This window comes from Phormidium yuhuli AB48 (assembly GCF_023983615.1).
In the GTDB taxonomy this organism is placed as follows: Bacteria; Cyanobacteriota; Cyanobacteriia; order Cyanobacteriales; family Geitlerinemataceae; genus Sodalinema; species Sodalinema yuhuli.
In genome coordinates, this window is the sequence record NZ_CP098611.1 from 4549590 (window position 1) to 4573797 (window position 24208).

Annotated in this window: 19 protein-coding genes; 8 read left to right on the forward strand and 11 right to left on the reverse strand. The window is 48.3% G+C overall.

Going from position 1 to position 24208, the window contains the following annotated elements:
* Positions 1–4: 4 nt before the first annotated feature.
* On the reverse strand, positions 5–1540 hold the full coding sequence (locus NEA10_RS19635; protein WP_252663033.1) for a ferredoxin--nitrite reductase: 1536 nt from the start codon (positions 1538–1540) through the stop codon (positions 5–7).
* Positions 1541–2106: 566 nt separating this feature from the next.
* Here NEA10_RS19635 and NEA10_RS19640 point away from each other — a divergent pair.
* Complete coding sequence (locus NEA10_RS19640; RefSeq protein ID WP_252663034.1) at positions 2107–3216, forward strand: HEAT repeat domain-containing protein; 1110 nt, start codon at positions 2107–2109, stop codon at positions 3214–3216.
* 179 nt (positions 3217–3395) lie between these two features.
* Positions 3396–3836 (forward strand): Tery_1686 family protein, encoded by a 441-nt coding sequence (locus tag NEA10_RS19645; RefSeq protein ID WP_252663037.1) that lies wholly within the window; start codon positions 3396–3398, stop codon positions 3834–3836.
* A 74-nt stretch (positions 3837–3910) separates the two neighbouring features.
* Here NEA10_RS19645 and NEA10_RS19650 read toward each other — a convergent pair whose 3' ends face one another.
* Complete coding sequence (locus tag NEA10_RS19650) at positions 3911–5413, reverse strand: glycoside hydrolase family 10-like protein (RefSeq protein WP_252663039.1); 1503 nt, start codon at positions 5411–5413, stop codon at positions 3911–3913.
* 436 nt (positions 5414–5849) lie between these two features.
* Here NEA10_RS19650 and NEA10_RS19655 point away from each other — a divergent pair, with 436 nt between their 5' ends.
* Positions 5850–6092, forward strand: a complete 243-nt coding sequence (locus NEA10_RS19655) for a DUF104 domain-containing protein (RefSeq protein ID WP_252663041.1) — start codon at positions 5850–5852, stop codon at positions 6090–6092.
* On the forward strand, positions 6079–6489 hold the full coding sequence (locus NEA10_RS19660; RefSeq protein WP_252663043.1) for a PIN domain-containing protein: 411 nt from the start codon (positions 6079–6081) through the stop codon (positions 6487–6489). The genes NEA10_RS19655 and NEA10_RS19660 overlap by 14 nt, the downstream gene beginning before the upstream one ends.
* A gap of 80 nt (positions 6490–6569) precedes the next feature.
* Here NEA10_RS19660 and NEA10_RS21160 read toward each other — a convergent pair whose 3' ends face one another.
* Positions 6570–6791, reverse strand: coding sequence for a Uma2 family endonuclease (locus NEA10_RS21160; RefSeq protein ID WP_374111814.1), 222 nt, complete (start codon positions 6789–6791; stop codon positions 6570–6572).
* Between the two features lie 181 nt (positions 6792–6972).
* Between NEA10_RS21160 and NEA10_RS19665 the strand changes: the two genes are divergently transcribed.
* Positions 6973–7419 carry a hypothetical protein gene (locus NEA10_RS19665; RefSeq protein WP_252663044.1) on the forward strand — a complete coding sequence of 149 codons (447 nt, stop codon included), beginning with the start codon at positions 6973–6975 and terminating at the stop codon, positions 7417–7419.
* The gene (locus tag NEA10_RS19670) at positions 7419–9629 is read left to right on the forward strand and encodes an nSTAND1 domain-containing NTPase (protein ID WP_252663046.1); all 2211 of its coding nucleotides are present in this window, start codon (positions 7419–7421) and stop codon (positions 9627–9629) included. The genes NEA10_RS19665 and NEA10_RS19670 overlap by 1 nt, the downstream gene beginning before the upstream one ends.
* Before the next feature lie 156 nt (positions 9630–9785).
* Here NEA10_RS19670 and NEA10_RS19675 read toward each other — a convergent pair whose 3' ends face one another.
* Positions 9786–11870 carry a S8 family serine peptidase gene (locus NEA10_RS19675; protein WP_252663048.1) on the reverse strand — a complete coding sequence of 695 codons (2085 nt, stop codon included), beginning with the start codon at positions 11868–11870 and terminating at the stop codon, positions 9786–9788.
* A 633-nt stretch (positions 11871–12503) separates the two neighbouring features.
* Between NEA10_RS19675 and NEA10_RS19680 the strand changes: the two genes are divergently transcribed.
* Together NEA10_RS19680 and NEA10_RS19685 are read left to right on the forward strand one after the other, a co-directional pair.
* Positions 12504–17030: a PAS domain S-box protein gene (locus NEA10_RS19680; RefSeq protein ID WP_252663050.1), complete on the forward strand. Its 4527-nt coding sequence runs from the start codon at positions 12504–12506 to the stop codon at positions 17028–17030.
* A gap of 4 nt (positions 17031–17034) precedes the next feature.
* Complete coding sequence (locus NEA10_RS19685) at positions 17035–18162, forward strand: hybrid sensor histidine kinase/response regulator (RefSeq protein ID WP_252663051.1); 1128 nt, start codon at positions 17035–17037, stop codon at positions 18160–18162.
* 170 nt (positions 18163–18332) lie between these two features.
* On the opposite strand, the gene NEA10_RS19690 is transcribed toward NEA10_RS19685, so the two are convergent.
* From NEA10_RS19690 to NEA10_RS19720, 7 genes are all read right to left on the reverse strand, one after another.
* Positions 18333–18542 carry a hypothetical protein gene (locus tag NEA10_RS19690; protein ID WP_252663052.1) on the reverse strand — a complete coding sequence of 70 codons (210 nt, stop codon included), beginning with the start codon at positions 18540–18542 and terminating at the stop codon, positions 18333–18335.
* 187 nt (positions 18543–18729) lie between these two features.
* Entirely contained in the window at positions 18730–18972 is a 243-nt protein-coding gene (locus NEA10_RS19695) for a type II toxin-antitoxin system RelN family antitoxin (RefSeq protein ID WP_252663053.1), read from the reverse strand.
* Between the two features lie 283 nt (positions 18973–19255).
* The gene (locus tag NEA10_RS19700; RefSeq protein WP_252663054.1) at positions 19256–19909 is read right to left on the reverse strand and encodes an RloB family protein; all 654 of its coding nucleotides are present in this window, start codon (positions 19907–19909) and stop codon (positions 19256–19258) included.
* Between the two features lie 5 nt (positions 19910–19914).
* Positions 19915–21045 carry an AAA family ATPase gene (locus NEA10_RS19705; protein WP_252663055.1) on the reverse strand — a complete coding sequence of 377 codons (1131 nt, stop codon included), beginning with the start codon at positions 21043–21045 and terminating at the stop codon, positions 19915–19917.
* 769 nt (positions 21046–21814) lie between these two features.
* Complete coding sequence (locus tag NEA10_RS19710; RefSeq protein WP_252663056.1) at positions 21815–22513, reverse strand: HEAT repeat domain-containing protein; 699 nt, start codon at positions 22511–22513, stop codon at positions 21815–21817.
* A complete protein-coding gene (locus NEA10_RS19715; protein WP_252663057.1) occupies positions 22510–22725 on the reverse strand; it encodes a hypothetical protein in 216 nt (71 codons plus the stop codon). Before NEA10_RS19715 ends, NEA10_RS19710 begins: the two co-directional genes overlap by 4 nt.
* Positions 22722–23942 carry an RNA-guided endonuclease InsQ/TnpB family protein gene (locus tag NEA10_RS19720; protein WP_252663058.1) on the reverse strand — a complete coding sequence of 407 codons (1221 nt, stop codon included), beginning with the start codon at positions 23940–23942 and terminating at the stop codon, positions 22722–22724. Before NEA10_RS19720 ends, NEA10_RS19715 begins: the two co-directional genes overlap by 4 nt.
* Positions 23943–24208: the final 266 nt, after the last annotated feature.

The following is a 24208-nucleotide window of genomic DNA, read 5'->3' on the forward strand; positions in this document are numbered from 1 at the left end:
TGGCTTAGGCCCGTTGGATGGCACCAAATTTGTCTAGGAGAAGGTCTCGTAAGACGGGTTTGAGATCCTCACAGGGAATCGATTTAAGCACTCGTTCCCCAAGTTTGGCATCTTTACCGACTTTACCTCCCATATAGATATCCACGGCTTCGACGGTTTTGCCATCTTTACGGGTTTTCGTACCCATGAGGCCAATGTCGGCCACTTGAGGCTGTCCGCAGGAGTTGGGACATCCAGTCCAATGGATACGCACGGGTTGGGAAAGGGTCAGTTCCTCGGTCAGTTCTTGGGCTAAGGCCAAGGCCCGTTGTTTGGTTTCCACTAAGGCAAAGTTACAGAAACGCGCCCCCGTACAGGAGACCAGTTCACGCACCAGGGGGGCTGGGGCCAGGGAAAAGGTCTGAAGTAGGGGTTCTTGTTGGAAAGCGTCTAGTTTAGCCTGTTCAATGCCGGTGATGATAACGTTCTGTTCAACGGTTAGACGAATCTCGCTGTTGCCATAGACTTGGGCCAGGCGGGCGATTTCAAACATCTGTTCAGCGTTGAGGCGACCGACAGGAACATGAAGGCCAGCATAGTTCAGTCCCTCTTGTTTTTGGGGATAAATGCCGATGTGATCTCGTTTCTCCCAGGCGATTTCGTCTTTGGGGGCAGCTTCGGGGAGGGATTGAGCGAATTCTTGTTCGACGGCGGTTCGGAATTTTTCTAGGCCCCAGTCGTCAATCAGCCACATGAGACGGGATTTTTGCCGGTTGGCCCGGGGTCCGTGGTCCCGGAAAACCCGCAGGATGGCACAACTGAGGTCGGCGAGTTGGTCGGCGGTGACCCAGGCGTTGAGGGGGATGGCGGCTTCGCAACGTTTGGCGGAGAAGAAGCCCCCAACGAGGACGTTGAAGCCAAAGTTACCGTCTTTGAAGGCGGGAACATAGGCAATGTCGTTGATTTCGGCATGGACGGAGTTGTCGGGGCCTCCAGCCACGGCAATGTTGAATTTACGGGGGAGGTTAGTATAGTCAGGGTTCCCGGCTCCGTGGTTGGTGATGGCATCTTGGATGGCTTGACAGAGGGGGATGGTGTCGATAAATTCGGCGCCGTCAATGCCAGCAACGGGGGAACCGGTGATGTTACGGACGTTGTCCATGCCGGACTGGACGCTGGTTAGACCGATGTTCTGGAGTTGTTGCAGGATATCGGGGAAGTCCTCGAAGCGAATCCCCCGCAGTTGTAGGTTTTGCCGGGTGGTAATGTCGGCACTGCCGTCGTCGCCGTAGCGTTGGACAATGCCGGCGAGGACTCGCAGTTGTTCGCTGTTGAGGATGCCGTTGGCAATCCGTAGGCGCAACATGAATTGACCGGGGGTGACGGGCCGGAAGAAGATTCCTAACCATTTGAGGCGGTGAACTAGGTCGGTTTCATCTAGGGCTTCCCAACCCAGACGACTGAACTCTTCAAGTTCGTCTTTGACGGCTAAGCCATCTTTTTCAACTTTATATTTCTCGAATTTATTGAGCTTTGTTGGGGCAGGTGCAGAAGAGGTCATGATAGTTTTGTTGAGGGGCTAGTCTGGTTTGGGTGGGTCTGAAATGAGGTGCGATTGAGGTTTAGTAATTTTTTAGGGTTTTCTTTATGGAAATCATGGTTTTTATTTAAACGTAGCTAAATTCATGGTAAATTGCGTTTTTGGTAGCTCTGGGTTTCTGGAACTGAAAAGAGCTTGGGGTGAGAGCTAGGCTGGGTCTAACGTTAAAAGAAGTTTTAGGACTATTTCGTAGTGTTGACTACAAAAAAAAAGTTTTTTTTTGGCTTTCGCATCAAGTCCATGCAATTTATACATGAAATGCTCAATTTGGATGGAAAACTGCCTTGGCATCTAGGAGTGGTTTGGGTCAAGCTAGTTTTGGATAGGTGCCGCTTTGGTGCAAGGGTTGAATAGTTCGTGTTGGTTTGCTGCACGGAATATGAAAGAGAACATCGATAGTCCGGTCAGTAAAGACCATCAGGGGTGTTCCCCGTTGTTTATGATTGTTCATTGTTGATTGTGTTATGACGTTTATTTCCTCCTGTTCCAGTTCTCAGCCACAAAAGCGTTCACAGCTAACCTCAGCTATGGAGAGCTCTACCGAGCGTCGGGTAGCGTCTCAAACGGTGACGGCTCTCTTGGAGTTGTTAGAGGTTGGAGATTTTCAGGAACGTTGGGATGCGGCGAAACGCTTGCCGAGTTTTGGGGAACCGGCCCTGGAAGGGACGTTAGTGTTGTTGCGATCGCACCCGGAGGATGATGAGTTGGCGTGGTTTGCGGCTCAGGTGATTGGCCAGTTTCACTCGTCGCAGGCTCTATCGGCGTTGCTAGAGTTGCTCAGGAATGAGGCAACGGATAAGGATGTCAAGGGAATGGCGGCCCGGACGTTGGCGAATTTGGGTGCGGTGGCGATCGCCCCTCTAAGTGAGTTATTACAGGAGGAACGCTGGCGTTTGTTGGGGATTCGCACCCTGGCCCAGATTCGTCATGGGGATGTCAGTCAACGGGTGGCCCCGTTTTGGGATGATGACAATCCTGAGGTTCGCGCTCAGGTGCTGGCACTGTTAGGGTGTCATCGTCATCAGCGTTTGCTGACCCCGTTACTGAAGGGGTTACGGGATTTGTCACCGTTGGTACGCCGGGAGGCGACGATCGCTCTGGGGTTACAGCATGAGTGGGTTCAGGAGTTGGCCCCTGAGGTGGTGGTTGTGGGGTTACTTCAGGAACGATTGCTGGATTTGGATGTGGCGGTGAGTCAACAGGCGGCGATCGCCCTCTCTCGTGTGGGAACTTTGGAGGCGATCGCGGCTCTCGGCCGCTGTTTGCGATCGCCACAAACACCGGTTCCTCTGAATCTAGAGGTGATTCGCGCCCTCGGTTGGATTGAACGACCCCAGTCGATTGAACTGTTACAAACGGCTCTGTCTCTGCCGAGTTTACAACTGTGTTTGGAGGCGATTCGGGTGTTATCCCAGGTGAAGCGCAAATCCTTAAAACCCCGAGCGGCTAAGGCGCTGACGACTTGGTGGAATCGTCATCCTCCTCAACGAGAAACGCCTCAGGTTCGTCAGGCGATCGCCCTGGGGTTGGGGAATTTCCAGCAGCCGGAGACTGAGGCGGTGGTGCGATCGCTCTTAGAGGATGCCGACGAAACGGTGCGTTGGCACGCTCAAGCCGGATGTGAGGCGATGGGCTAAGGGGTGCAGGCTTGAGGAGGCCCCCCCAGCTCAATGGCGGCGGACTCGCTCCGGGGGCCTCAAGGTAAGGGTCTCTGGGGACGTGCTTCGCCGGTGGATACGTTAAAGTGAAGCAAAGATGGTACCGCTTCATCAGCAGGCGGGACCTGGGCATGACGTTGAGAAAGGGGGGATTGACCTTGAACGCAGCCGAACAAGCCAAGGATTTCCGCATTGCTAGTAAAATTGCGGCGGTGGTCAACTTGTTTAAGACGGAGTTTCCTGATTTGCGCTCCGATTTGAAGCCTTGGACTGATGATGTGGAGACGCGGGAGATGTTAGATCCCGATTCTATTGATATTAGTTTTCACTTTCCTGGTTATAGCTTCCGCTGTCATTGTCGGAGTATTTTGATTCAGATCCGCTTTCATGCTGTTGATGCTGATGTGCGGGCGATCGGCTTGGAGGCGGCCGGGTTTAGTGGCTTGGGTTGTCTCTGGCGCTTATCTACGGTAGAGCGCTGGCACTTTGTGGGTCGGAAGGAGCCGGTTCCAGAGATGCAAGAGAAGCTAAAAAGCTGTTGTCGCGAGGCGATTGATATTTTTAATCGTGATCTCGATGTCTGCGATGAAACCGCTTAGGTATGGGAAACCCGGTGTCGGCTCTGGGGTAGGAACTCCGAGGCTGACACCGGGTTAGTTGTTGGCGAGGTGGGTTAGCGTCTTACCGACACTTGCACCGCCTCACTTTGATTGGAGAGAGCATCTACGGTTCGCAGGGCGTAGCGTCCTGGCTCTACCTCGACCTCCGTTTGCTGACGAGAGAGGATTTGTTCAAGCTGCCAACGGCGGTTTTCGCGTTTGTAGAGGGCGAGCGATCGCACATCCTCGGAATATTGGGGTTGCCACTGGATGTGATGGCCGCTAGTTTCTACTCCCTGGGGAGCCTCGGGAGCTTGAGCATCGAGCCAAGGCATCGGGGGAATCAGGGCCGGTCTGGGATAGAGTTGCGATCGGAAGCTTTCGTTGACCCCGAAACGGTTTTCCATAAAGACCTTGACACTAAAAAAGATATTCCCCAAAGATTTACGAGCATTGGCGCGGCGGGAGATATCCACCTGACGTAGAAACTCACTGACGGGCCAATCGGTACCATTGAGGCGACTGAGATAGTTTCCAGCATAGATATGACGACCGTGGGGATTTTGGCCCAGCCACCAGTCAAGCAAGCGAGGATAACTCTGTTCGGGGGGATCGATACGCCAGTAGAGTTGCGGGGCCATATAGTCTACCCAGCCCTGTTGTAGCCAAAGTTTGGGGTCCGCATAGATGGCTGCAAACTGGTCCATGCCACGAATGCCCGGGGGTTGGCCAGGGCGATAGATACCAAAGGGGCTAATGCCGAATTTAACCTCAGGTTTCCGAGCTTTAATCCCTTCATAGAGACGACGCACCAGACGATTGACGTTATCCCGCCGCCAATCATCTCGACTTAACGTGCCACCATTTTTGAGATATTCCCCATAGGTACCATCATCGGGGAACGCAACCCCAGCTTCCGGGTAGGGATAGAAGTAGTCATCAAGGTGAATCCCATCGAGACTGTAGCGATTGACCACATCCATGATCACCTCATAGGTGCGATCTTGAATGACTTTCGCCCCAGGGTCCATCCAAATCAGGTTGCGATAGGGATAGGCATATTGGGGGTACTGGCGGGCCATGTGGTTAGCGGCCAGGTCGTAGTTGCCCCCAAGTTTGGCACGATAGGGGTTAAACCAGGCGTGCAGCTCAATATTGCGAGCATGGGCTTCCTCAATAGCAAATTCCAGGGGATCATAGAAGGGACTCGGGGGTCGTCCCTGTTGCCCCGTCAGCCAATAACTCCAAGGTTCTATATCAGAGTAGTAGAGAGAATCTCCAGCGGGGCGAATTTGCAGAATCAGGGCATTGAGGTTGAGTTGTTGCATCCGGTTCAGGATGCCAATGAGTTCTGTTTTTTGCTGTTGAGTACTGAGATTGCGGCTAGAGGGCCAGTCAATGTTGACCACCGAGGCAGCCCAAACGCCTCGAAATTCGTAGTCCGGGGCACTAGCCAGGTCTTGGCGGGCCAGGCTCGGGAGTTGGGTGAGCACAAGAGTGGCGAGGGTGAGGGCAACCCAGAGCAGCCGTGCGAGTCGGCGCTGTTTGGGGATACCCGAGGAGCGAGTTAGAGTCATAGAAGCTCGTCGGTCATGAAATGTTAATCGAGCGATATTGTAGTCTTCTTCACCCCCGTTTGACGATCCGGGGCAGACGCTACAGGGATTGGTTGTCCGCCGAGGAGATTTCCAGATAAAGAAACCGAGTGTCTCCCAAGACACCCGGTTTCTGGGCCAGTCCCACAGCAGCGAGAAAGAAACCGAGTGTCTCCCAAGACACCCGGTTTCTGGCCCGCTGTCCCACAACTCAACGCCTATATTAGTGAGGGTCTTGGTGTCCTTGATTATCTTAGGACACCCTAAATTGAGAGAGAATCCGCCACCTGTTGCCTTGTTTTACCCCGTTTTTTGTCCTATTGAGACCAATTGTTGCTATATTATAGACAGAACTCATCCCTATTTCTCTAGGCGTTTTTCACCGCTCTAGGTTTCACGTCAAAGGAGTCCTCTTATCATGCCTAACCCCTTAAAAGCGGTCTATCACAACGGAACTTTTGTCCTAAAAACCGATTGTCATTTACCCGAAGGCGCCGAAGTTGAGCTATGGGTCAATTCCTCCCAGCTCATCGCGCCTAAAATCTCAGATCCGCGTGAGAAAGCTATCTTTCTCAGGTCACTGGTTGAGAAGATGCAGCAATCTCCCATCCCCGCAACTGCACCCGAATTAAGCCGCGAGAGTTTGCATGAACGCCGTTGATACGAATATCCTAATTTATGTGAATGACCCACGGGACCCGATGAAACAGCGAATCGCTAGTTCTCTTGTCGCGACTTTAAGCGATGCTGTTCTCCTCTGGCAAGTTGCTTGTGAGTATCTGGCAGCGAGTCGCAAACTAGAGCCGTTGGGATATGATCGAGGACAAGCCTATCAGTACATCCGAAGCTTACAACAGGTTTGGTACACCGCAATTCCCACCTGGGACATTCTGAATCGAACAGAGAGCTTAATGAGCCGCTATAGTTTGTCTCACTGGGATGCAATGCTCATCGCTGCCTGTCTGGATGTTCAGGTTCAAACGATTTATACAGAGGACTTTGGCTACCCAGAGATTGATGGTCTGAGAATTGTAAATCCTTTCCGGGTTGAATCTTAATGTTAGGTTTGCTTCTTAAACTCATTCCGCTTCTGGTTTGCTTAAAATCCTATTTATGATAATACTAAAATCGTAACCATTCAGGGGAGGGGTTGCAGTCTAACGCCCCATTCAGATTGAACAAATCCCTGAGCGGCTCCCCAAGCTTCGAGTAAAAATAGGAGTTTCTTTTGGCTACGAGAATGGCGAAAGTTGGGAGATGGTTTTGGAATTGCCTTCCCATCTAGATATTCATAGGTGAGGTCAGCTTTAGGTAATGTCAGGACTTCATCGAGGGGAACGAGTGATGTGGGAATCAACATCAGGCACGACCCGAAAAATAACTTTAGTCCCGAAATTTTAACATGAAATTTAAAAAATAGCCACTAACTTCATAAAATTTTTTGCTGTAACGAAGTGAAACGAGACTAGCTTAAAGTCTTGACAGTCGAAGATTCGAGATTAGGATTGAGATAAGACCGTCCTGAAACGTTAGCACCGACCATGAACATTACCGTTATTTCGAGTCTATTAATTCCCTACTTGCCAGCTCTTCTCAAAAAGGTGAGCGAGTCAGAACTCGTGGGAAGCGTTGGTGAGCTGGGACAAGCCGGTTGGGAGCGAGCCTGTCAACTCTGGAAAGCTCTACAACCCAAGCTGGAGACGGAACTGGCCGCGAAAATGGCAGCAGAGGAGTTGGCCAAAAATCCTGAGGATGATACTTGGAAAAAACCCTTTGAAGCCAAGTTGTCGGAACTCATTGAGAAAGACCCGCAATTACAAGAGGCGATCGCCAACATTTTGGCCGAGGCGCAACAAGATGCTAGTTCCCCAGGGGTTCAACAAACGATTGGTGAGATGAGTGGCGGACAGGCGATCGGTAATATGAGCAATAGTAAAGCCACCAATGTCGGTCAGATAGGAAACGTGGGAGGCGACGTTAACTTCTGATGAATGAGTCGATTCGCCAAGAGATTAAGACCGCTCAGGATAGCCAAGTGACCGGCAATATGGTCGATAGCACGGCGTTGAACGTGCGGGAGATGCAGGCGGGAAGTTTCCTCATCTCCGGTGATAACAATCAGGTGACCATTTATGGGAGTGTCATCAAGACTCAGGAAAAACGGATAACTCCCGCTCAACTCAAGACGAATCCCTATCAAGGACTGTTAGCGTTTCAGGAACGGGATTATCAACGCTTTTTTGGTCGCGATCGCCAAATCAAAACCCTATGGACTAAATTGCGGGATCTCTATGAACAGAATCAGCAGCTGCGATTTCTGCCGGTTTATGGTCCCTCGGGTTGTGGGAAATCCTCTTTGGTTCGCGCTGGTTTAATTCCTGAGTTGGTGCGTCATCCTCTCCCCGTCTGTCACTCAGTGCGGGTGGCGACTCTGGTTCCTGGGCCTCGTCCCCTGGAGGCTTTGGCGATGGTGTTGGCGAAAGTCGCCACGAACGAACCCACCCCAGTAGCCAAGAGTGAGGAGTTCTTGGCGGTGTTAGAGAAACCCTGTGCGGTGAAACCGGGAATGTTGGGAAATCAACCGGAGTTTTGTGGGTTGCGCAAGATTGCGGCCCTGTTACCGGAGATTGACACCTCGCCGCTGATTGTGTTTGTGGATCAGTTTGAGGAAATCTATTCTCTCTGTCAGTCGGAGGAGGAACGAGAGGCGTTTATTGGTAATTTGGTTCAAGCAGCGGGCGATCGCAGTCAACAGGTGACGGTGGTGGTGACGTTCCGCAGTGATTTTTTGCGGGAGTTGCAACAGCATCCGCCTCTCTATCATTTGTTTTCTGAACAAGGGGTGTTAGTGCGTCCTCTGTTAGTCGAGGAGTTGCGGGAGGCGATCGCCAAACCGGCAGAATTGGCAGATCATCCCTTAGATGAGGCGGTGATTACGCTCCTGTTGCAACAGATGCAGGGACAGGATCATGCACTTCCGCTGTTACAGTTTGCTTTAACTCGGATTTGGGAAGGATTGGAAGCCGGGGTTTCTGAAGTCGAGACGTTAACCACGATTGGCGGTGTGGGGGGTGCGTTGGCGGGGGAGGCTCAACGGCTGTATGAACGACTGGATGAGGGCGATCGCGCTCTGGCCCGTCGGATGTTTTTGGGCCTGGTGCAGTTGGGGGAGGGAAGTGAGGATACCCGCCGGCGAGTCTTGGTGTCGGAGTTAGTCGCCTGTTCTAGCGAAGATGATCATCTGGAGAGCATTATCGAGCAGTTTGCCGCGCCTGGGGTGCGGTTTGTCTCGGTTTCCCTGAATCAGCAGCACCAGGAAACTCTGGAGGTGACTCATGAAGCGTTGATTCGTCATTGGAACCAGTTACAGGACTGGATTAAGGAATCTCGGGAGGCGTTACGCAAGAAACGCAAGATTGAGGAATTAGCGCAGGATTGGCAGGAATCGGGTCAGTCGAAGGGATATTTGCTACAAGGTCGTCTGTTACGGGATGCGAAGGAGTTTCAGGAGTCCTCGGAGGGGGAAACGGCGTTGTCTGCGTTGGCTCGGGAGTTTATTCATAAGAGTCAGTGGAAGCGGAGGGGCGATCGGGCTAAATCTTTAGGATTATATTCCTTGATGCCTGTAACCCTGATTCTCATCTCTCTGTATTTTGGAGTCATTTATTTAACTGAAGGTGCTTTATCTCAGAAAGACTGTGACCTAATTGTAGAAGGTCCCGATACCTATAGACCAATACCTAATCTTAACTTTATTATTCAATATCTTTGGTGGCCAAATTATAGATTAGAGGGGATGAAACTCTGTGGAGAAAATTTAAACACTGTAACCATGATAGCTGCAAATTTAAGAGATGCTGACTTGCGGGACACAAAATTTATAGCTTCAAATCTTGAAAAAGCTGATTTGGATTTTGCCGACTGTACATTTTCAGAATTTATAAACACGAATCTACAAGACTCTGACCTCAATCACACGAATTTTACCCATGCAGATTTAAGTCATTCAGATTTAAGTAACGCTTCTGTCTATGAAATAGACTTTTATAAGGCAACTTTGAGAGAAACGGACTTGACTGATGTTAATCTAAGCTCTGCCCTCAATCTTACCCAGGAGCAGCTAGAAGAAGCTATTTTGTGTAGAACAATATTGCCCGCATATTTAGAAAATATAAACTTAGACCAATGCGTAAATTAGGATATTCAGGCTTCAGGGTGATTAGGAAAGTTGATAACAGATTAAAAACCTTGCCGTAGGGGCGAACGGCCGTTCGCCCCTACAATTTGATATCTAATGCAAAAAATACCACCATATATCCTGAATCTTCTCAATTAAGAACCTTGGTTTTAATCCTTAAGTAATTAAGTAGACCGGACGGCGGCTCTCAAAAGCACGGCTTGCTTCTCGAGAAAGGTCTTGAATATTATCCATTTTTTGGGCAGTTCCTAAGCGGGAACCTAGTTGCGTCCCATTTCGTCGGAACACTTCAATCCCATTCTCTGAGTAAATTTCAGATGTAAATTGAGTATCTAAATCACCTGATGAACCTTCTGAAGTTTCTCCTAAATTCGTAAGTTCACCAAGAGCTTTAGTTGCTGCTTCTGAAATCTTTTTAGATTCATGGGGAATAGCTTGAATCAAAATTTCAGTGGCTAGTTCACGATGTTGACTAATTCTCAACAAACTCTGGGCAGCGAAAACATGTTTAAGTTCGAGTTTGGCAGGGTCATCTAATTCCTTCAATAACTTCACTAAAGCAAGAATACCCTGAGTTCTGGGCGATCGCTCCACAAAATTGAACTCAGAGACATTTAGCTCAACCGCCTCAATCTCCCCCGCCTCAAATTTCTCTTGCAGAGTCTCATTAAACTCAATAATTAAAGCTTCCAAGTTTTTGCGTAGCTTAGGAAAGTCATTCATTTTAGGAGTCCTCCGAATTGCTGACTGATAAACCTGGTGGTTGCCCCTGTGATGGGTTGAAAACTGCCTCTGAGTTAAGACGGCGATCGCCGCTGCTGCATTCGCCAAACCCGCCCCAGTTGCTAAATCGAATCCCGGCTGAGACCGATAGCCCCCTGCGGCTGGATGACATCCCCCTGATTGAACATCCCGAGCCGTTTTTTGCAAAATGTCTTTGACCTGAAACGGCGATAATCCTGGAGCCATCTGTCTTATTAAAGCACAGATTCCAGCGATTTGGGGAGCTGCCGCTGATGTGCCACTAAACGCCGCCCAGCCATCATTTGACTCAGTTTCATCCCCCCCTAAAGACCGGTTTTTGTCAATCTGACTTCCCGGCGGAACCGGGAGCATAATATAACTGGCATCGGGGCGTTGTCCGACTAATCCACAAACATCAGGAACCCCTCGCTGGGGATAAATGGGACTGTTAAAGGCACTGGCATAATTACTCGCTTCTAACTCTCCCTTTAAGGGTCCATCGAGATGTAAATAGACTCCACCGACCGCCAACACATCAGGATGTTGGGCGGGAAATCCCCAGTGACCATTCCCGGCAGCAAAAATGACCAGGATTCCTTGATGAATGGCATCAGCAACCGTGGCGGCCAGGAGACGATGGTAGGCGGATAGGGGGGGATAGCGGACATCCGATCCCCAACTACAGGAAATCACATCAGGACGGAGATTGGCGGCGGTCCGAAAAGCGGCAATGGAGTTGACGTTACGGCATTTTCCGTTGATCGCCACATCGGCTTTGACGACCGTTAATCGAGTCTGAGGGGCGATCGCCAACAGATTGGCCGACTCCCCGGTTCCATGGCCATGATGATCCATCTCAGGGGAATCGGAACCGGGGGCTAATACCACCTTGACATCATAGTTATGTTGGGTGAAATAGGGATGTCTGTACCATCCCGTATCCACCATCACCACATGGGTTCCCTGACCGCAGATGCCTTGCTGATGCAGGGATTGGGCGTTTAAGGCTTGGGCGAGACCGTCGGGAACCTGGAGATAGGTTTGACGGACGCTGGGGGGAGTCGGCAAAGGACAGGGATGCCTCAGGTAGTACACGGGTTCACTAATGGCGATCCCATCTAAGACGTCGGCTAAGGGACTGTTTTCTGTGTCGATTTTGCCAAATTGTTGGGTATCTGCCGCATCGATGAAGGTGGCGGTGGTTTCCCTGGCCCGTTCTTTGATGACGGGACGCTCGACAAAACGGAGTGTGGTCTGAAAGACTTGTTCGTAGAGGTCGCCTGGGGCGGCGATGCTGATCGATAAATTGCCCACCTGTAGGACGTCAAACCCGGCGGCGGTGAGGCGATCGCAGGCTTCGTCCAGGGTGCGGCGATCGCCATAATACTGTTCGATCGCCTCGGCGGTCAGAGGGGGTCCGTCAGACCAGAGAGAGGTCCCTCGGGGCGATCGCACAATGGCTTCCGCATAGATTTTAGATGGGAATGATTGCGTCATCCTGGCCTCTTCTGCATGAGAGTATCGTAGCCGGCTGTTAAATCATCTACATCGGTTATATCATCGCTTGAGGCAAATGTCGCTCCCTTCTCAAGACAACAACCAGGATATGACAGATTTCACTCCCGTCTTCTCCTGGAGGTGGATCCCCTTGGTGCTACTGGATTGGCGCTCGGCTCCACTGCAATCTCTTCAGTAAATATACTGAATATTAATGGTTTAACACCTTATAACACTCAATGGTTTTGCATATTTTTTGTTGGAAATGCCCCGAGAAATCACTTAATTTAATACATCTAAAGTATCAAGTCGACCTAAAAAAACTCAACATTTCTGTGGCTGTCCCACCCATAAACGTAAGATTCAAGCTTAAGTTGCATAACCGCAAGTTAGCAGCTATGATGAAAACATGATGAAAACATGATGAAAATCTAAAATGTTCAGGATGCAAGATCCAGAATCAGCCAGCCATAATCTCCATCAAAATGCTCCCTACCTTGATCGCTGTGTCTTCTCAACGATCAATGACCCAAGACCTAGAACCCTAGCAGGACGGAAACTCTGGTGGGGAACTGAGTCAAGAGTTCCTTCCCAGCGGTTTCTTATCCCCTTGTCTTCTGAGACGAGTTCCTGATGATGTACCTGCCCTCCCTTGACGAGATCCTTGATCAGACCCCCCTCATTTTCCACCCCCAAACCCCTCTCTTAGAGGTCTTGGCCCAGATGAGTTGTGTGAATGCTCAGGGACAATGTAACCCGCATAAAGCTTCTCATAGTGGCGTCCTAATCACGGAGGGCGATCGCCTGCTGGGAATCTTCACTGAGCGGGATGTGGTGGGGCTTGCCGCCAGAGACCATGACTTCCAAACCACGACGATCGCTGAGGTGATGACCCCGAACCCCATCACCTTAAAACGAAGTGAATTTAAAGACATTTTTGGAATCATTAGTTGCTTTCGGACTCATCACATTCGCCATCTTCCCCTCGTCGATGACAGCGAAAAACTAGAAGGGTTATTTAGTCAAGATGTTCTCCGAGACAGTTTGCAACCAGAGCATCTCTTACGCCTCAGAGATGTCTCCGAAGTCATGGTACGAGATATCCTCACCTTGGACGTAGGGGCGATCGCCATCGAGGCCATTGAACTGATGGCCAAACATCACACCAGTTGCATTGTGATTTGTCAACGGGGAGAATCCAAAAACGACCCCCAAAAGTACCCTGTCGGGATTTTAACCGAACGAGATATCCTCCAATATCGTCTCCTGAACTTAGACTTTAAAACGTACACTGCCCTAGAACTCTCCAGTTCTCCCCCCCTCTGTCTCAAGACTGGCGAGAGCCTCTGGCTAGGCTACGAACAGATGCAAAAACAGCGGGTGCGGCGGTTACTCGTCATCGGAAAACAGGGCGAACTCTTGGGACTGATTACCCAAAGTACCATTCTCAACGCCCTAACTCCCTTAGCCCTCTATGAAACCATCGATGTCTTACAAGAGCACATCGGAACCCTAGAAGAAGAGAAAATTCAACTGTTGCAACAGCAAACCCAACAACTGCAAGCCGAAGTGGAGCAACAGACCCAAACCTTGCAAGAACAGGCCACCCAAGCCCAATTGTTGGCGAACTTAGCCGCGAAAATTCGCCAATCCCTCAATCTCGATCGCATCCTCAACACGATTGTCCAAGAAATCCGTCAGAGCCTGAACTGCGATCGCGTCTTCATTGCCAAACTCCAATCTCAAACCGACCACAGCTCAGCCAAAATCGTCGCCGAATCCCTCCCCCCCGAGGACAGCTCCCGCCTGGGGCGATCGCTGTGGGAGTTCAGCAGTAGCTCCACGTTCCCACAACAGCCGCACTCAAACCCGAGCCTCGCTCCCTGCGTCATCCGCTGTGATATCCGCTGTGATCCTCACCTAAAGCCAGCTCAGCGTCAACGGCTGCACCGCCTTCCCCTGGCCGCTGAAATCTCAATTCTGCTCTGTGAAGGCGATCGCCCCTGGGGAATTTTATGCTTGCAACAGAGTCAGCAACCACGAACCTGGAAGCCTTGGGAAGTCGACCTCCTGCAAAATCTAGTCGTACAAATTGCCATCGCCCTACAACAAGCTCAACTCTATAAACAAGCCCAACAAGAACTCCGAGAACGTCAAGCCGCCCAAACTCGCCTCATTGAAAAAGAAAAAGCATATCGCAGCCTCGTTGAAAACGCCTCCGATCTCATCTTCCGTATGGATCGCTCCCTGCACTATCTCTACGTCAACCCCGCCTTCGAGAAACTCACCGGACAAACAGCTCAGGAGTGGATTGGCAAAACTCCCGAAGCCATGGGGATTGATCCACAAGTGATCAAATATTGGCAAAATAGCTTCAAGCAGATTCTCCTAACACACCAAGAAGTGATTATCGAGTCCCCCTTCCCCACTCTCGATGGTCCCTACTGGTTTCAAACCCGTCTGTTTCCCGAATTTAACAGCGACAGAGAAATACAATCCTTTTTCGGCATCGCCCGAGACATGACCGCCGGGAAACATACCGAAACCCAACTCCGCCGTCAAGCGAAATCCGAACAACTCATCAACCAAACCGCCCAAAAAATTCGACAGTCCCTCAACCTCGATCGCATCCTGGAGACCACCGTCACCGAAATCCAGCAACTCCTCCATTGCGATCGCCTCATCGTCTATCAATTTACCGACTCCATCAAGGGTATTATCACCGCTGAAGCCACCGCCCCAGGGATTGAAGGAACCCTTCACCGCTCATTTGAGGACAACTGCTTTGGTGACGTCTGTCAGAATGTCTATCTTCAAGGTTATTACACCCTCGTCAGCGATATCGAGAATCGGACTAACCTCGACCCCTGCTATCATGCCATGTTGAGGGAGTTAAAGGTCAAAGCGAACCTGGTAGTTCCCATTCTCTTACGGGAGGAGAGGCCCGGATGCCCAGACTCAAACGCTGAACTCTGGGGACTCCTCATTGCCCACCATTGTCGCGAACCCCATCCCTGGGATGCCAACGAAATCGAACTGTTACAGGATATCGCCCTGCAACTGGCCATCGCCATCCAACAAGCGGAACTCTACCAACAAGTTCAATCCCAACTGCAAGAGCGATGCAAAGCCGAAACCGCCCTACGGGAACTCAACGAAGAGTTAGAATCCCGAGTGCAGCAACGGACCCAAGAACTTGCCCAACGCGATCGCTATCTCAGCGGCATCGTCGAAATTCAACGACATCTCATCGCGACTTCTATCCCTGACTATGACACCATTCTTGCCATTCTTGGACATATCGCCACCGCCAGTCGCGTCTATATCTTCCATACCCATAATCAAGGACAGGGGACAGTCCTAGTCAGTCAAGTTGCCGAATGGTGTGCCGAAGGGGTGATCTCCCATCTCGATGATCCCAACTTACAAAATTTGTCCGTCGAAACCACCCCAACTGTTTGGAGCCGCTTTCAAGCCGGTCAATATTATGGCGGGAATGTTGCCGACCTCCCCCATCCTGAACGCTCCATCCTGGAACCCCAAGGGATCTTATCCATCGCTCTTGTCCCAATTTGTTTGAGCCGCAACACCCATTTATTCGGCTTTATTGGCTTTGACCGCTGCGATCGCGCCTGTCCCTGGAGCAACCTAGAAATCACCCTCCTACAATCCGTCTCCCGTTCCATCGCTCTGGCTAAAGAGCGGCAGGATATGGAAACGGCGTTACGAGATAGCCAAGAGCAGTTACAGAGCTTGCTAGAAAGTCTCAGAGAAATCATATTTCAAATTGATCAACAGGGTAATTGGAGCTTTCTCAATGCTGCCTGGGAAACCGTTACCGGATTTTCCGTCGCCGAGAGTCTCGGTCAACCCTTTTGGACGTATATTCATCCCAAAAGTCGTTCTTCTATTCACGAAAAATTCAGAAAACTTAGGCAACAAAAAGAGACAGAACTGGAAAACAAACGACTTAAAGCAGAACTTCAATTCTACAAGAAAAATGGAGAAATTTGCTGGCTAGAAATTGATGTCATTGCCATGAAAAATTCTAAAGGCACCGTTATCGGTCTCTCCGGGATTCTCAACGACATTACCGAGCGAAAACTAGCCCAAGCTGAGCGAGATCATAGCCAGCAACGACTAGAAATGGCTCTCGATGCCGTTAAACATGGCGTGTGGGAATGGGGTGTCAATAACAACCACTGCTTTTTTAGCCGTCGCTACTACACCATGCTTGGCTATCAACCCGATGACTTTAGCGGCTCTTTTGACACCTGGACATCCCTCACGCATCCCGACGACTTAGAGAGGGTTTTACCTATCATTCGAGAAGCCATCAACACCAATACTCCCTTTGCTGTTGAGTTCCGCATGAAACGTCGGTCGGGTGACTGGTGTTGGATTCAGAGTATGGGAAGTCCTTATCACTATCGAGGAGTGAGTGAACATCAAACCATCTCGAATGTCTTTGTGGGAACTCATGTGGACATTACTGAACGAAAAGACTCAGAAGCTGAACTCAAACAAAATCTTCAAGAAAAAGAAATCTTACTTAAAGAAATTCATCATCGAGTCAAAAACAACCTCTTAGTTGTCGCCTCTCTGTTAGAATTTCAGTCAGACTATAGCGATAATACAGAAATCCATCGAGCCTTGCAAGACAGCCAAAACCGTGTTTTATCTATGTCCCTTATTCACGAACGTCTCTATCAATCGACAGATCTCTCTCATATTGAGTTTCGGGATTACTTAGAAACTCTCATCGAAAAGCTTTTTTTGTCCTACAATATAGATAGCCATAAAATTACCTATTTAATTCACTGTGCGCCAATTCGACTCAACATTGAAACAGCTCATCCCTGTGGACTTATTATTAACGAAATCATCTCCAATGTCTTAAAGCATGCCTTCCCTGATGCTAGAACAGGAACTGTTAAAATCTTGGTTAACCAAGAGCCAACTGGACTCATTCATCTGCGAATCAAAGATAATGGTATCGGAATTCCTGAACACATTGATCTATTTAATACTGACTCTCTCGGAATGGAATTGATTGTCATGCTCGTGGAGCAACTTCGAGGTCAAATCCATCTTAATCGTCAAGAGGGAACTGAATTTCATATTACATTTTCTGAGTTAACATACAAACGGAGAGTTTAATACCATGACTATCACCATTTTTTTAGTTGAAGATGAAATCATTTTAGCCCGCAGCCTATCCCGTAAACTCAAGCAATTGGGATACCAGGTAATCGGAACTGCGACGTCAGGGGAGGATGCGATTGAAAAAATCATCGAACACCCTCCAGATGTTGTCCTCATGGATATTGTCATTCAAGGGGAAATAGATGGCATTCAAACCACCCAAAAACTGCTGAAGTCCATTGATATACCCGTGATATACCTGACCGCCTATGCCGACGATGAAACCCTTGATCGCGCCGAAGCATCTGGCTCCTATGGCTATCTTCTCAAACCGCCTAAAGAGCGTGAAATTCATGCCACATTAAAAATGGTATTAAAGAAACACAAAGATGCAAGATTACTGAAACAACTTATCGAAAAATCAAAAGATAGCCTCGAAAAAAAATCTCAATATCTCTCTATGACCTCTCATGATTTGCGGAATCCATTAACCGCCATTCAGATGTCATCGGATATGTTGAAAACTTTTGACGAGAGTTGGGATCGTCAACGAAAATTAAAATATTTCGAGAGAATTCAGCGAGCGATTACCAGCATAAACGGTATGCTCGATGAAGTGTCCTTAGTTTCCAAAGCTGAATCTGGTAAATTGCCCTTCTTACCCCAGCCTCTGGACTTGGTCGCTTTCATTCAAGAAATAATCGCTGAGTTTGAACCATTATCAGAAAATAAACATCAGTTGCAGTTCCAGTATGAGCCAATTCCTGAGACCCCAGTCTTGGATAAAATTCTCTTGCGTCATATCTTAGCCAACCTCCTGATCAATGCCATAAAATACTCCCCCGAAGGTGGCGTCATCACCCTAACGCTGCAACCCATTCCCAAGGGAATTGAGGTGCAAGTTGCCGACCATGGTCTTGGTATCCCTGAAGCCGATCTCTGTCATCTTTTTGATCGCCACCAACGGGCCTCAAATGTCTCTCGTATTCCTGGAACGGGTTTAGGACTCTATATCAGTCAAAAAGCCGTGGAATGCCATGGTGGAAGCATCAGCGTTGAGAGTCAAGTTGGGGAAGGAACCACCTTTAGCGTCAAACTTCCGAGTTGTACCTGTCTCGACAGCTCCCCGCTGCTTCAGGAATCCTAAGGAAACCTGAGAGCCGGGAGATGAAGCTAACCGCAACGAGTCAAGACATCACCCTAAAACTAGGACAAGCGAGCCTTAATCTGAGGGTGGCGTTCCACTCCTTCAAAGCTATAGCGGACTGGCATTCATGTTTACAGCTGTGGTCCAAAGTGACTAAGGTTCCCAACAAGTTACCAAAGGGAATTTACCGAGGAGGTTGGCCAGCAGGTTATTGGTAACCAGCCAATGGCAAATTCCTGAGCGGTGATGGAGGCTTCTAGGCGTTGTGCATCGGCTTGTAGGGTTTCCGCCAGCATTTGTGCTAGTTCATAGAGCCTGGGGAAATGAGTGGTGGCATCTTCGAGGAAGGCGATCGCCTCGTCGGTGTCTCCCTCATCCATAAACCATTATTGACGAAAATAGTACGGCTCACCTCGGTCATAGCACGTTTTTTCGGGAACTGCCATTGCCGGGCCTTGGAGTTAACCGATAAGGGGTTGAACATCTAAACGGATACGGCGATATCCCTTTGCCAGCTAACGTATGTCCCTAATAAAGCGATCGCTGACTAAAACTTGAACGGGTGAGTTAGTCGACATCCATACCCTCCCAAAGTTGGGAAACGGGTTTCGTTCTGCCGCCTAAGATATCTTGCCAGCCTTGATAAAGTCCTTCCTCAATCTCGGCGATGGGGGTATCGTCCGGGTCATCTTCAGGTTCAGTGACCAGTACAATCACGCGAACTCGGCTGTTGACGTTAAGTGCCAGTGGTTTATCTAGGGTAAGTTGCCCATTTTCTGAGACGATAGCTGTCGTTTCAATAGCTTTCATAGTTAAGATAAGTTGATTTTGATAGGTGTTCTGAGCAGAGTCAACGCATTAAATTAGTAAGGAGAATGTGATAAAGGTGAACGCAGAAAAGTCGCCAGAATTTCGAGCGTAAACTGATTGTCGAGTCCGGCTGGATCACCCTTCATCTTCAAACTTCCCGACCAAAATACTTTCGATATTTTAATTATGTGATAACAATTGTTGGATAACTTTAATCCAGCTTGCGTAAGCTGCCACTACTCCGTATTTTGAATCAGACCGTTTCTAACCCTTTCACAAAAGTTCAAAAAAACCGAAAGGTTTTGAGATCCTCTGGCTTTTCTTGCACTCTTTTTTGCAGTTGCTCAAGATAGTATTTCTCAGCGGCATCTCTTGGATACTTCTTAGTGTAAGCTGTATTTTTTGATCTAAAAATTTCCTGTAGGTACTTGAAATGAAAATCTGCATGATTTTTCTCTTTATATTTGCCCATCTCCTCTGGATTATCCTGAGAAACATCATAGTATCTTACATACTCTGGCAATTTTCCCTGGAGTAATGGTTGTCTAGAGTGAAAAATATTTCTATTTCCTAACAACCAAGTTTCTATACAGCGATTTTGCACAATGACTTCAAGTTTAGTCTTTCCTAAGTTAATTTCTTTATCTCGCACCACTTCACGTATATACCGAACTCTATCTTCTACTAAATCTTCATCTGCATCAACACAGATTACAAGGTAATCATACTTTGACGTTTTGCGAATTTTATCAGCTGCGTTCTCAAGTGCATCACCCAAAATGCTGGGATAGCCTTTGCCACTGATGAGGTAGTAGTTATTATTTTTGACCTCATCGTGATACTTGACTCGTTTTAGTTCGGGAATTAGATATTGAAGCCATTTAGGATATATTTTTTTCTCCGTGCTCTGTCCTTCTACTAAAAAATAAATGTTCACGTTTATTACTCCATATCCTCATCATCTTCTAAAACGTTTATTAAGTCAATAAAAGCTTTTTGTCTAGATTCAGATATATGAAAATCTTCCGAATCTTTAATAGTGACTACTCCACCTTTTCGAGTCACTATTTTCCAGTAAGCAGGACTAACGTTATTAATTATGTAAGGGTGATGACTCGTTATAAAAAATTGAAACCCCTTATCTCCCAGTATAAGTTCAGTAACACTGTCCAAGCAATTAACTCCCAAACTATTTTCAAATTCATCAACGAGTATGATGCTATTTTCAGGGGCTAAGTACAACTCGCTAATATACATTAACGTCTTCAACATTCCCGAAGATATATTTTGGATCCAGTCCTTCACACCCTTTTCCTTAATACTAACAGTATTAGCTTCTTTGAAGAAATCAGATAGTTCAACGGGAATATTATTACCTCTAATTGTCTCTATTTTTACATCTGAGACATTTGGGAAAACTGATATAAAAGCTTCCTTAATTCTATTAAAAGTTTCGGGGAAAGCTCTATGAAGAATAGATAGTTTTATATGCACTGGCCATCCGCTCTTCTGCAAGTTAGAAAGTTTAGCTTTTTCAAATTTCCTCAAAATACCTACTGGCAAGCTCCAAAATCTACCATAGCTTGTAGAGTCGGCTAGTATAATGTTGTCTAAAGACTCCTTTACAGGAGAGATCTGATCCTCTTGCTTGAGAAGTTCAATAACGCTCTCAAAAGGTGATAGTTTGGGAGTCTTCTGCCCATTTAAAACAATGTCTGAGCCTTGTCTCTCAATCAAAACCCCATGATTATCACAAACTAATCTTTCGTTGGTGAGCCTGACTTGCTGATTTTCATCTGAACTGTCATCAACTAGAATTGCCTCCTCTTGCGTTTCAAACTCTCCCATCCAGCTGTACTCATGTCCGTCATCTCCTACGAAGCAAACATCCCATTTCACTCCGTTCAACGATGCACCGTTAGCTATAGCCTTCAAATTATAAATAGCTTTGAGGGTTCTTGTCTTACCTACACCAGATACACCAACAAGAAGATTGAGATTCGGTAAAAAATCGACTCTTGCCAGTTCCCACTTATATTCGTCATCATAGTATTTTAATTTCTTGATTTGCATATTAGCTACTAGCTGATGAAAATTATGACCAAGAGTTTATCGGCTTGACATCTGCGTTACTGATAAATCAAATAAAAATGGAGTGAAAACCAGTGATGTAACACAGTCATCCAACTTGCCAACTTATTTTAAAGTTTTATTTATGCGATGCTAGCCCTTGTGATGGGCGCATAGTATCACTGGAAGTGCCAAGGTGTCAATAAGATCCGGGGAAGTGATCGCAGGCTTCGTCCAGGGTGCGGCGATCGCCATAATACTGGGCGATCGCCTCGGCGGTCAGGGGAGTTCCGTCAACCAAAGAGAAGTCCCTCGGCGCGATCGCACGATGGCTTCGGCATAGATTTTAGACGGGAATGATTGCGTCATCTTGACCCCTTCTGCATGAGAGTATCATAGCTGGCTAAAGAATGGCATATATATCTAAGCAGATAAGATTTAGGCTAGGCTTCTGGCAGTTGTTGTCGGTTGCGATTATAAATTTCATAAAGCCGCTTGAGGACTTCGATTGGGATGCCTGAAATCGGCACTGAAATTTTCGCGGCTTCGACTACCCCTGCAAAAATGATAAGGAATCCATGACCGCGAGACGAAGATTGGTGTCAGCATCTTCACGGAAAACTTGACAGGGTAATGGGATGCTGGTTTCTGCACCTAGCTGAGCTAGAGATTGTGAAGCACAACTGCGAATTATGCTACTATTTTTTGTGTATTAGAGTAAGACACAAAGGGTTTCGATAATGATTTGACGGCTCTCTGAGGTCACGTCATTCTACACAAGAGATTGCTCCACGGCGCTTCCCAGTTTACCTAACGCTTCAATGGCACATTCACGGACTTGACTATCCGGGTCATTTAGCAATTGCACCAGGGCCGGAATGGCAGCTTCTTGATTGAGTTGTCCGAGGGCGATCGCGGCCGTTTGGCGTAGGATTGGATTAGATTGTTGCAGGGCGTCGAGCAGAGGCGTGAGAACCGTTGAACCCGGAAAGCGCCCGAGGGCGATCGCCGCCGTTTGTCGAACAGTTACATCGGAGTCGGTGAACAGACTGAGCAAGCCTGGAATTGCCGGTTCGCTGCCGATGTTGCCTAAAGCCTCGGCGGCACCACAACGAACATCCAAGTGAGGATCTTTGAGGAGTCCCAGCAATTGGGGAATCGCCTGTTCACTACCGATGTTGCCTAAAGCCTCGGCGGCATGGCTACGGACTCTAGGTTCGTTATCTTCTAGGAGTTGTAGTAATACTAAAATTGCTGGCTCACTGCCGAGCTGTCCTAATGCCTTTGCCACCTCCCGACGCACCTCAGAATTAGGGTCTTGGGCCTGTTGCAGCAATGGAGGAATTGCCTGTTCACTACCCATTTGACCAAGAGCTTGAGCCGCTTTGGCGCGAATGACCGGGATGGGGTCTTTGAGGTTAGTATAAAGGGTGTCAAGCACCAGTTGTTGATGGGCTGGATGTTGAGTCATGGGAGTTGCTCTCCAATCTGATCGCCGTGGTTCGTGACGTTGCCTGTGTTGAGAATGCCGACCTGATTGATATTGTAGGTGCTGGAGGAGGACTTGTCTCTAGTTGGAATGGGGGGATGGCTGTTCTTCTTGGATTCTAGAGCGGCTTGCCAGAGTTCGTCGTTTTGACATCCTCCCCGCCTTACTTGGTTGAAGGCGGGGATTCCCATCATCGCTGACGAGAGTTCCTGGCTCGTCGAGCCACCTTACTTTTTTGGGTTTCCCCATCCAAGCAGAGGGTCATCTCATCCCCAGGCGTAACTTTCCGAGTGCCCCTCGGTAGTTGTGCTAAACCTTGCCGTGCCTTCATTAAAATGTTGATGGCGGCGTTAACATCCCGGTCATTCAAGTAACCGCAATGCGGACATTTATGAGTGCGAGTGGATAAGGCTTTCTTCACGTCCTCTCCACAATTGGAACAGTTTTGAGACGTGAAATGAGGTGCCACAGCAATCACTGGCACATCAAACACTTTCCCAAAATACTCCAACCACTGCCTAAATAATGTCCAGCTAGCATCAGATATTGATGTGGCTAGATGGTGGTTTTTAACCATATTCCGCACTTTTAGGTCTTCAATGGCTACCAAGTCTGCCGACTGGACAAGCGCCCTTGCTGTCTTAACTGCAAAGTCTTTACGCCGCCTTGAAACCTTGAGATGCATCTTGCCTAACCGTTTAATGGCTTTGAGGCGATTCTTGGAACCTTTCTTTCGGCGAGAAACCCGTTTCTGTGCTTTCTTTAAGGCTTTTTCAGCTTTCCTGAAAAATCTAGGATTCTCTACTGTATTGCCATCAGAGTCGGTGTAGAAATGATTTAAACCCACATCTACGCCTACCATTCGCTTGGTGGGTTCATGATGTTCATTACGCTCCTGATTGATGGAAAATTGAACATAATATCCATCAGCCCGACGCACAACACGGACTCGCTTGACTTGTTTTTTGGAGTAAAAGTGCAAATCACGAGTTCCCCACATTTTAAAGGTTCCAGCCTTGAAGCCATCCCTAAACGTAATGGTTAATCGGTCATCCGACAAGATCCAGCCATCAACCTTGTACTCGACTGAGCCATGGGTTTGATATTTGCGAAACTTGGGAAAACCTTTCTTGCCTGGAACCTTTTTCTTGCAGTTATCAAAGAATCTAGCGATGGCACTCCATGCTCTTTCGGCACTAGCTTGACAAGCCTGAGCTGAAAGCTTTTTGCACCATTCAAACTCTTTTCTAAGTATCCTGCAATATTTATTGAGGTCGTACTTATTAACCCCTTGGTTGTCCATCCAGTAACGAAGGCAGGAGTTACGAACGAAACGAGCGGTACGAATCATCTCATCTAAGATGGCGTACTGCTTACCTGTTCCTCGCAATTTTGCTTCGAATACTAGCATGGCCAATCTAACTCTATGCTGAGGAGTTTAGCATAGCTTGTTAGGAAAGGCAAAGAGCAGGCACATCGAATACCTGCTCTTTGCCTGGGGGCGTCCATGTATCCCCGCCCTACTCCGCTTCGCTTCGTTGAGGACGGGGTTCTATTGCTCCCCCAGACCCCCACGTTTTGATAGAACTGGCAGCGGTTTTGGATTCGGGTAATGGTATTCCACAGGTAGAAATCCACTCACAGGCGATACAACTGCCCTCAATCACTCAAGGATCG

Coding starts and splice junctions, on each gene's coding strand:
- NEA10_RS19635 (WP_252663033.1), bottom strand. CDS start 1,540: ATGACCTCTTCTGCACCTGCCCCAACAAAGCTCAATAAATTCGAGAAA.
- NEA10_RS19640 (WP_252663034.1), top strand. CDS start 2,107: ATGGAGAGCTCTACCGAGCGTCGGGTAGCGTCTCAAACGGTGACGGCT.
- NEA10_RS19650 (WP_252663039.1), bottom strand. CDS start 5,413: ATGACTCTAACTCGCTCCTCGGGTATCCCCAAACAGCGCCGACTCGCA.
- NEA10_RS19655 (WP_252663041.1), top strand. CDS start 5,850: ATGCCTAACCCCTTAAAAGCGGTCTATCACAACGGAACTTTTGTCCTA.
- NEA10_RS19660 (WP_252663043.1), top strand. CDS start 6,079: ATGAACGCCGTTGATACGAATATCCTAATTTATGTGAATGACCCACGG.
- NEA10_RS21160 (WP_374111814.1), bottom strand. CDS start 6,791: ATGTTGATTCCCACATCACTCGTTCCCCTCGATGAAGTCCTGACATTA.
- NEA10_RS19665 (WP_252663044.1), top strand. CDS start 6,973: ATGAACATTACCGTTATTTCGAGTCTATTAATTCCCTACTTGCCAGCT.
- NEA10_RS19670 (WP_252663046.1), top strand. CDS start 7,419: ATGAATGAGTCGATTCGCCAAGAGATTAAGACCGCTCAGGATAGCCAA.
- NEA10_RS19675 (WP_252663048.1), bottom strand. CDS start 11,870: ATGACGCAATCATTCCCATCTAAAATCTATGCGGAAGCCATTGTGCGA.
- NEA10_RS19680 (WP_252663050.1), top strand. CDS start 12,504: ATGATGTACCTGCCCTCCCTTGACGAGATCCTTGATCAGACCCCCCTC.
- NEA10_RS19685 (WP_252663051.1), top strand. CDS start 17,035: ATGACTATCACCATTTTTTTAGTTGAAGATGAAATCATTTTAGCCCGC.
- NEA10_RS19690 (WP_252663052.1), bottom strand. CDS start 18,542: ATGGATGAGGGAGACACCGACGAGGCGATCGCCTTCCTCGAAGATGCC.
- NEA10_RS19695 (WP_252663053.1), bottom strand. CDS start 18,972: ATGAAAGCTATTGAAACGACAGCTATCGTCTCAGAAAATGGGCAACTT.
- NEA10_RS19705 (WP_252663055.1), bottom strand. CDS start 21,045: ATGCAAATCAAGAAATTAAAATACTATGATGACGAATATAAGTGGGAA.
- NEA10_RS19710 (WP_252663056.1), bottom strand. CDS start 22,513: ATGACTCAACATCCAGCCCATCAACAACTGGTGCTTGACACCCTTTAT.
- NEA10_RS19715 (WP_252663057.1), bottom strand. CDS start 22,725: ATGATGGGAATCCCCGCCTTCAACCAAGTAAGGCGGGGAGGATGTCAA.
- NEA10_RS19720 (WP_252663058.1), bottom strand. CDS start 23,942: ATGCTAGTATTCGAAGCAAAATTGCGAGGAACAGGTAAGCAGTACGCC.